8 protein-coding genes are annotated in these 8,817 nt (G+C 67.5%); 3 read left to right on the plus strand and 5 right to left on the minus strand.

All coding sequences use genetic code 11. The features are described from left to right. Window positions 1–35 precede the first annotated feature (35 nt). Both tkt and ACFWPK_RS00370 read left to right on the plus strand, forming a co-directional pair. Entirely contained in the window at window positions 36–2,135 is a 2,100-nt protein-coding gene (gene tkt, locus ACFWPK_RS00365; RefSeq protein WP_378912348.1) for a transketolase, read from the plus strand. Then, window positions 2,132–2,821, plus strand: a complete 690-nt coding sequence (locus tag ACFWPK_RS00370) for an HAD-IA family hydrolase (protein WP_378912350.1) — start codon at window positions 2,132–2,134, stop codon at window positions 2,819–2,821. The genes tkt and ACFWPK_RS00370 overlap by 4 nt, the downstream gene beginning before the upstream one ends. Before the next feature lie 18 nt (window positions 2,822–2,839). Here ACFWPK_RS00370 and ACFWPK_RS00375 read toward each other — a convergent pair whose 3' ends face one another. The 4 genes from ACFWPK_RS00375 to ACFWPK_RS00390 form a co-directional block, all read right to left on the minus strand. Beyond that, the gene (locus ACFWPK_RS00375; protein ID WP_378912351.1) at window positions 2,840–3,715 is read right to left on the minus strand and encodes a phosphoribulokinase; all 876 of its coding nucleotides are present in this window, start codon (window positions 3,713–3,715) and stop codon (window positions 2,840–2,842) included. Window positions 3,716–3,726: 11 nt separating this feature from the next. Beyond that, complete coding sequence (locus ACFWPK_RS00380) at window positions 3,727–4,803, minus strand: class 1 fructose-bisphosphatase (protein ID WP_378912352.1); 1,077 nt, start codon at window positions 4,801–4,803, stop codon at window positions 3,727–3,729. A gap of 83 nt (window positions 4,804–4,886) precedes the next feature. After that, on the minus strand, window positions 4,887–6,317 hold the full coding sequence (locus ACFWPK_RS00385) for an MFS transporter (RefSeq protein WP_378912353.1): 1,431 nt from the start codon (window positions 6,315–6,317) through the stop codon (window positions 4,887–4,889). A 72-nt stretch (window positions 6,318–6,389) separates the two neighbouring features. Further along, on the minus strand, window positions 6,390–6,866 hold the full coding sequence (locus ACFWPK_RS00390; RefSeq protein WP_378912354.1) for a MarR family winged helix-turn-helix transcriptional regulator: 477 nt from the start codon (window positions 6,864–6,866) through the stop codon (window positions 6,390–6,392). Window positions 6,867–6,976: 110 nt separating this feature from the next. Between ACFWPK_RS00390 and ACFWPK_RS00395 the strand changes: the two genes are divergently transcribed. Beyond that, entirely contained in the window at window positions 6,977–7,987 is a 1,011-nt protein-coding gene (locus ACFWPK_RS00395; RefSeq protein ID WP_378912355.1) for an LLM class flavin-dependent oxidoreductase, read from the plus strand. A 21-nt stretch (window positions 7,988–8,008) separates the two neighbouring features. Here the strand turns inward: ACFWPK_RS00395 and ACFWPK_RS00400 are convergent, their stop codons facing one another. Further along, window positions 8,009–8,617: a DUF4126 domain-containing protein gene (locus ACFWPK_RS00400; protein WP_378912356.1), complete on the minus strand. Its 609-nt coding sequence runs from the start codon at window positions 8,615–8,617 to the stop codon at window positions 8,009–8,011. Window positions 8,618–8,817: the final 200 nt, after the last annotated feature.

Genomic DNA, 8,817 nt, shown 5'->3' on the forward strand with positions numbered 1-8,817 from the left:
GAGGGGGAGTGCGGCGAGGGCACTGATGCGGTCCGATGAACGGACCCGATCAGAAAGGCCGCGCCATGCCGGAGTTCTCAGTTCGTCGGCCGCTCATAATGCCCGCCGATTCAGCGAGCGGCAGCCTGCTGACCGACCTCGCGCCACCGGCTTTCGTGCCGTCGGCGGAGACCGACCTGCTCGCCGTCGATACCCTGCGCTTCCTCGCGGCCGACATGGTGGAGGCCGCGCAGTCGGGCCACCCCGGCATGCCGATGGGGGCGGCGCCGATGGCGTGGACGCTGTGGAGCAGACACCTTCGCCATGATCCGGCCGACCCCGAGTGGGCCGATCGGGACCGGTTCGTACTCTCGGCCGGGCACGGCTCCGCGCTGCTGTACGGGCTGTTGCACCTGTTCGGGTACGACCTGCCCGTCGAGGAGTTGCGGCGGTTCCGGCAGTTGGGATCGCGGACGCCGGGTCATCCCGAGTTCGGTGACACGCCCGGCGTGGAATGCACCACCGGGCCGTTGGGTCAGGGGCTGGCGATGGCCGTGGGGATGGCCCTCGCCGAACGGATGACCGCCGCCCGGTACCCGGAGATCACCGGGCATCGCACGTACGCGATCGTCGGCGACGGATGTTTGATGGAGGGCATCAGTCACGAAGTCGCCTCGTTCGCGGGACATTTGGGGCTCGGCGGGTTGGTCGTGCTCTGGGACGACAATGAGATCACCATCGACGGCGCCGTCGGGCGTTCGTGCGGTGACGATCAGGTGGCACGGTTCGCGGCCTACGGGTGGCATACCGAGGTGGTGGCCGACGGGACCGACATCGCGGCGATCGACGCTGCGCTCACCCGGGCGAAGGATGATCCTCGGCCGAGTTTCCTCGCGGTGCGCACGGTGATCGGTCATGGTGCGCCCGGTGTCGCCGGCACCTCGAAGGCGCATGGTTCGCCGCTGGGTGCGCAACGGCTCGCGCAGGCCAAAGAGCTCGCGGGGTGGACTCTTCCGCCGTTCGCGGTGCCGGAGCAGGTCGGCGCGGCATGTGCCGTGCTTGCCGCGATCGGTAGCGAGCAGCATGCGACCTGGCTAGAGGAATTCGCGGCGTTCGACGCTGTCGCGCCCGAGCGTGCCGCCGAGTTCCGGCGTGCCCGTGCGCGACTGCTGCCTGCGGAATTGCCCTCGGCGCTGGAAGCAGTTGCGGCGCAAGCACCCCGGGCCACTCGGCAGTCCTCACAGGCGTGTCTGACCGCGGCTCTGTCGACGATGCCGGAATTGGTCGGCGGGTCTGCCGACCTCGCCGGGTCGACCGGCACCCTGTGTGGCGATGTGGTGAGGCGCGACGACTTCAGCGCAGGCGCTATCGCTTTCGGCGTTCGCGAATTCGGGATGGCGGCCGTTCTGAACGGGATGAGCCTGCACGGTGGGTTCCGGGTTTTCGGCAGCACCTTCCTGGTGTTCGCCGACTATCTGCGGCCCGCGCTGCGATTGTCGGCGTTGATGGGGCAGCCGGTGATCTATGTGCTGACTCATGATTCGATCGCGGTCGGCGAGGACGGGCCGACTCACCAGCCCGTCGAGCATGTCGAGTCGCTGCGGGTGATTCCCGGGGTGCAGGTGTTGCGACCGGCGAATGATGTGGAGACCGTTCTCGCTTGGGAACTCGCGCTGACCCGCGTCGATGGGCCGACCGCACTGATCCTCTCCCGGCAGTCGCTCCCCCAGTTGGACGCCAACGGCGCACGAACCACCGGGGACGAAGGCGCGGCGGCCCGCCCCACCCCTGCAGCCCGAGCCCTCGGCGCGACGGCGCGCGAACCATCGTCTGCCACCGCACGCATGATCGAAATCGTCGCTACCGGTTCGGAAGTAGCGCTGGCGGCAGCTGCCGCCGATCAGTTGCGGGCCGAAGGTTGCGACGTGCGGGTGGTATCGGCACTGGATCGTTCGCGCTTCACGGCGGACTCATCGGCGCACACCGTCAGCATCGAGGCGGGCAGTACCGCGGGCTGGGCGGGGCTGGTCGACCTGGCGATCGGTATCGACGAGTTCGGGCACAGCGGCCCGGGCGGCGAGGTCATGGCCCAGCACGGGTTCACCGTCGGCGTCGTGCTCGACCGGATCCGCGAATACCTCGACGGCGCACGATGACTCAGCTCCACGCGGTGATCTTCGATGTCGACGGCACCCTCGTCGACAGCGAGCGAGACGGCCATCGGGTGGCCTTCAACACGGCATTCGCCGAGGCGGGGCTCCCCGACCGCTGGGATGTCGAGGAATACGGGCGGCTACTGAAGGTCGCCGGTGGCGCGCAGCGGCTGGCGTTCTGGTTCGAACAGCACGCCGTGCCCGCCGAGGAAGCGCGCGAACTCGCGCACAAGGTGCACCGCTGCAAGACCCGCATCATGCGGCAGATGGCCTCGGACGGGCAGATTCGTGCCCGTCCGGGCGCGCTGGAGCTGATCGAACGGCTCCGATCGCGGGGTGTTCGCCTGCATGTGGCGACCACCGGCACCCGTGCGTGGGTCGAACCCCTGCTGAAGCACGCTTTCGGCGAGCCGTTCGACACCGTGACCACCGGAACCGAAGTGCCCGTGCTGAAACCGAGCCCCGCGGTGTACCTGGACGTGCTGATCCAAACCGGCCTGTCCGCCGATCAGGCAGTGGCCGTGGAAGATTCGGCGAACGGCGTGCGGTCCGCGGTGGCCGCCGGGCTGCGGTGCGTGGCCGCGCAGAACGCCTACACGCGCACCGACGACCTGTCGGCGGCGGTGCTCGTCGCCGATGGGCTCGACGATCCGGAGCTGGTGACATGGTTCGACGACCACTTCGCGTGAGGTGGTCGTCGAATCCGGTCAGCGTGTGCGGCCGCGACGTTCCATGAGCCGCAACAGCATCGGCGTGAAGATCAGCTGCATCGCCAGGTCCATCTTCCCACCCGGGCACACGATCGTGTTCGGGCGGGACATGAACGAATCGTGCAGCATCGACAGCAGATACGGGAAGTCGATGCCGTGCGGGTCGGCGAAGCGGATCACCAGCATCGATTCGTCCGGGGTGGGAATCGTGCGGGCGACGAACGGATTCGACGTATCCACCACCGGCACCCGCTGGAAGTTCACATGGGTGCGGGAGAACTGCGGGCACATGAAGTTCACGTAGTCGTGCATGCGACGCAGGATCGTCTCGGTCACCGCCTCGGTGGAGTAGCCGCGTTTGTCCTTGTCGCGGTGCAGCTTCTGGGTCCACTCGAGGTTGATCACCGGCACCACCCCGATGAGCAGGTCGGCGTACTGCGCCACGTCGACCTGCTCGTTGGCCACCGCGCCGTGTAGACCCTCGTAGAACAGCAGGTCGGTGCCGGCAGGGATCTCCTCCCATGGCGTGAACGTGCCGGGGTCCTGATCGTAGGGAGCGGCTTCTTCCTTGTCGTGCAGGTACTTTCGCACCCGACCCGTTCCTGTCTCGCCGTAGCCACGGAACAGCTTCTCGAGCTCTTCGAAGAGGTTCGCCTCCGGCCCGAAATGGCTGAAGGTGTGGTCGCCGTCCGACAGTGCCCGCGCCAGCTCCTCCTTCATGCCGACCCGGTCGAACTTGTGGAAGCTGTCGCCTTCGACGTACGCGGCATCGATGCCTTCCCTGCGGAAGATCTGATCGAACGTGCGCATCACCGAAGTTGTTCCGGCACCGGATGATCCGGTGATGGCGACGACAGGGTGCTTGGCGGACATGAATCTCCTCCTCAGGTGGTGGACCGGTAGAGACCGCGCAGACCGAACAGCGGACTCCACGGGCCGTCGGGCTCCTCGGCCGCTTCGGCGTGGTAACTCACGATGCGGGCTACCTCGTCGCGAGAACCGAAAATGAACGCGATCCGCTGGTGCAGCTCGGTGGGGGCGACCTCGAGGATCCGGTCACGGCCGGTCGAGGCGAGCCCGCCGGCCTGCTCGATCAGGAAGGCGATGGGATTGGCCTCGTAGAGCAGGCGCAACCTGCCCGCTTTGGCCGGGTCCTTCGAGTCGCGCGGGTACAGGAACACGCCGCCGCGGGTCAGAATGCGGTGGGTCTCGACCACCAGCGACGCCACCCAGCGCATGTTGAAGTCCTTCTCGCGCGGGCCCGTCGCGCCCGCCAGGCATTCATCGATGTAGCGCCGCACGGCCGGTTCCCAGAAGCGGCGGTTGGAACTGTTGACCGCGTACTCCGACGTGGACTCCGGCAGCCGCAGGTTCTGTCCGGTCAGGAAGAACTCGCCGAGCTCGGGATCGAGGGTGAAGGCGTGCACGCCGGTACCGACGGTGAGCACGAGTTGCGTTGCGGGGCCGTAGATCGCATAGCCCGCGGCGACCTGCTCGGTGCCGGGCTGGAGGAAGTCCGCCGTCGTCGCGTGCACGCCGGGGTTCGGTGCGCGCAGGATCGAGAAGATGCTGCCCACAGCGACATTCACGTCGATATTGGACGAGCCGTCGAGGGGATCGAAGGCCAGAAGGTATTTGCCGCGCGGGTAGTCCGGCGGGATCGGGTAGGGGTCGTCGAGTTCCTCCGACACCATGCCCGCCAATTGACCGCCCCATTCGTTGGCACGGAGGAAGAGGTCGTTGGCGACCACATCGAGCTTCTGCTGCTGCTCACCCTGCACGTTCACCACTCCGGCACCACCGAGGACGCCGGTGAGCGCACCCGAGGCGATGCGCTTGGAGATCGCCTTGCAGGCCAGCGCGACGTCGAGGATCAGGGAATTGAGTTCACCGCTGGAACCGGGATGGCGGCGGCGCTCTTCGATGAGGAATTTGGTCAACGTCGTGCGATCGGTCAGCATCCTTCGAGGACACCACCGAACCCCCCGGGCGGACATCCACCCGGGGGGTGAATCGCAGGGGTAGTTCCCGGCGATTCGTCGCGTCAGAGGGCCGGGACCGCCTGCGCGACCGGCACGTCCTTGACCGTGTGCTGCTTGCGGAGCACAGTGGCGCTGATGACCAGGGCCGCCGCGAGCAGGCCGGCCGCGACGGTGAACGCCAGCCGATAACCACTGGTCAGGGCAACGGGATCGGAGGCACCGGCCACCAGTTCGGTACCGGTCCGCGCGGCGGCGAGGGTGGAAAGGACCGCGACGCCGATCGCCATGCCGACCTGCTGGGTGGTGTTGAACAGCCCCGAGGCCAGACCCGCGTCGTCGGCCTCAGCACCCGACATGCCGAGCGCGGTGAGTGCGGGCAGCACCAGCCCACCACCGGAGATGGCCACCATCACCGGCAGCACATCGGTGAGGTAACCGGCGTCGACGGGCAGCCGCATCAGCCACGACATCCCGGCCAGCAGCAGGGCGAGACCGGCGATCAGCACGGTCCGCTCGCCGAAGCGGGTGATCAGGCGAGCCGAGGCGAACAGTGACACCCCGCCGATGGCGACGGCGGCAGGCAGCATGGCCAAGCCGGTCTGCAATGCGTTGTAGCCCAGCACCTTCTGCAAGTAGAGCGCGACGATGATCTGGAAGGCGAACATGGCTGCCAGAGTGAGCATCTGGACCACATTGGCGCCGGAGACCGTGCGGGAACGGAAGATTCGCAGCGGCAACAGCGGGTCGGCCGCGGTGGCCTGCCGGATGACGAAGGCGGCGAGCAGTGCGGCGGCCAGCGCGCCGAGGCCGAGGGTGTGTGCCGAGACCCAGCCGTAGCGTTCGACCTCGACGACGGTGTAGATGCCCAGCATCAGACCGGCGGTGACCAGGGCGGCGCCGAGCACATCGGCACCGGCGGACCAGCCGAGTCCACGGTCGGCGGGCAGCGCCTTGCTCGCGACGAGCACGGTGAGCACGCCGATCGGCACATTGATCAGGAAGATCCAGTGCCAGTTCAGCGCGTCGGTGAGCACGCCGCCGAGCACCTGCCCGATGGAGGCGCCCGCGGCCCCGGTGAAGCTGAAAACACCGATGGCCGTGGCTCGCTGACGTGGTTCGGTGAAGATCGTCACCAGGATGCCGAGCACCACCGAAGCGGCGATCGCGCTGCCGACGCCCTGCAGGAATCGGGCCGCGACCAGCACGGCGGGGGTGGTCGCCACGCCTGCCAGCACCGAGGCCGCGGTGAAGACGATATTGCCGGTGACGAACATCGTCTTGCGGCCGATCAGGTCGCCGAGGCGGCCGGCCAGCAGGAGCAGACCGCCGAAAGCGATCAGGTAGGCGTTCACGGTCCAGCTCAGACCGGCGGGCGAGAAGCCGAGGTCCTCTTGGATCGCCGGCATGGCGACGGTGACGATGCTGCCGTCGAGGATGGTCATCAGCATGGCGGCCGACAGCACCGCGAGGGCGGTGCGCTGGGACTTGGTCATGGGTCATCTCCTGCTAGAAGCGAACAAGAGAGACCGTACTAGATAGTTCCGTAATAGACAATCTATAACGGACTATTGCCTGGCGCGACGCGCGGGCGCAGCTTCCACCACCGTCGACAAATGCCCCTCCGCCAGGTGATTCAGCGCCCGCACCAAAGATTCCCGCTCCGCCTTCGAAAGCGAACCGAGCGCGCGCTGATGGACGCCGTCGACGATTTCGGTGCTGCGCGCGGCGAGCTCCGCGCCCGCGGGCGTCACGGAGATGATGCGAGCACGGCGGTCGGTGCTCGACGGTTGACGTTCAGCCAGACCGGCCTTCTCCAGCGCGTCGACGGTGACCACCATGGTCGTCTTGTCCATGTCACCGAGCTCGGCGAGCTGGGCCTGCGTGCGTTCGGCTTCCAGTGCGTGAACCAGCACGCAGTGCATGCGGGCCGTCAGCCCGATCTCGGCCAGCGCCGCGGCCATCTGCGTGCGCAGGACGTGACTGGTGCGGTCGAGCAGGAAGGACAGGTCGGGTTCGGTGCGCGTCGTCGCCAGTGCGGTCATACCGCTCACTATAGTTTTGTCATAGATAATCCGCATCCATCCATAAACCGGGGAATGTTATCGGACTGCAGTCCGTTTAGAAGAGGACCGCATCCCGAAGAGAGGTTCACATGGAACTGGGGCTCACCACCTTCGCCGAGCTGTACCCCACCGGCGACCGGCCTGCGCCGACCGCCGCCGAGCGGCTGCGCCAGGTGGTCGACGAGGCCGTCGCGACCGAGGCGGCGGGGCTCGATGTGTACGGCGTCGGCGAACATCATCGCCGGGATTTCGCCGCGTCCTCCCCCGCGGTCGTGCTCGCCGCCACTGCCGCGCGGACCGAGCGTATCCAGTTGACCAGCGCGGTGACGGTGCTCAGCTCCGACGATCCGGTACGGGTGTACCAGGACTTCGCGACGCTGGACGGGTTGTCGAACGGGCGCGCGGAGTTGATGGCAGGGCGTGGGTCGTTCACGGAATCATTTCCACTGTTCGGGTACGACCTGGCCGATTACGATGCGCTGTTCGAGGAGAAGCTGGCACTGCTGCTGCGTGTGCGCGAGGAAGGTCCGGTTACTTGGACGGGCCGATTCCGGGCGCCGCTGCGCGACGCGACGGTGTATCCGCGCACCGACGATCGCCCGCTGCCGGTGTGGATCGCGGTCGGCGGCAGCCCCGAATCGGTGATCCGCGCAGGCCTGCTCGGTCTGCCGCTCGCCATCGCGATCATCGGCGGTGAGCCCGCACGGTTCAAGCCGCTGGTCGAGCTGTATCACCGGGCGCTCGCCGAGGGCGGTCACGAGAAGCAGCCGGTGGCGGTGCACGCGCACGGCTATCTCGCCGACACCGACGCGCGCGCCGTTGCCGAGTTCTACGAGCCGTACGCCCTGGCGATGTCGACCATCGGCCGGGAACGCGGCTGGGGTCCGATGACACACGAACAGTTCGACGCCCTGCGCTCGCAGCGTGGTTCGCTGTTCGTCGGCACCCCCGACTACGTGGCGGGCAAGATCGCCGAGGTCCGCGACACCCTCGGCCTCGACCGCTTCATGCTGCACACCAGCGTGGGAACACTGCCGCCGGAGCAGGTTCTGCACAGCATCGACCTGCTCGGGACGAAGGTGGCGCCGCAGGTACGGTGAGGATTCACGGCAGGCGGAGTTCTATTGGAGGCTGGAGTCGATGCCGGTGGTCCGCGCTGCGCGGCCTTCTCGCCGCCGTCGGAGATAACGGCGGATTCGGCTGGCGCACAGGTAGACCACCCACAGGCCGATAGCCAACAGGACCGCGGCGATCACCGCCGCCAGCACCGGGAAGAACACCGCCAGGGTGATGACACCGCCGACAGTGACGTCTTCGGCGGTACTCATCGCGATATTGGTGACCGGTTCCGGGGAGGTGTTGATCGCCATCCGCGTGCCCGCTTTGACGATATGGCTGAGCAACGCGGTTGTTCCGCCGACTGCCGCCGCGAACATCGTCGGCAGCGAATCATCCTGGCCCGCGATCAGCGCCGAGACGATCGCACCGGAGGCGGGCCGCACCACCGTGTGCACCGCATCCCAGAACGAGTCCAGGTACGGGATCTTGTCCGCGACCGCCTCGATCAGGAACAACACACCGGCGGCGACGAGCACATCGGTGCGTTGCAGCCCCGGCGGCACGTCACCGGCCCAGCCGATGCGCCCGAACAACCCGAGCAGAAATACCACCGCGTACGCGTTGATCCCGCTGGCCCAGCCCGCGGTGAAGATCAGAGGTAGTACCGACACTCGCTCAGCCTAAGCCCGCACACCGACACCGCCCGGAAACCCGCCGCCCCATCGATGGCCGGTCAGTCAGTCGGATAGGAATCGCCGCGCGCCGGGCCGGGTTGGCCGGCGCCCGCCCCGCCGCCCTCGTTTGAGCGACCAAGTCTGAGGGAGTAGCCCCCAAACAAACGCCAGAACCAAGAACGACCCCCCCAAAACCG

The organism is Nocardia sp. NPDC058519 (genome assembly GCF_042719755.1).
Classification (GTDB): Bacteria; Actinomycetota; Actinomycetes; order Mycobacteriales; family Mycobacteriaceae; genus Nocardia.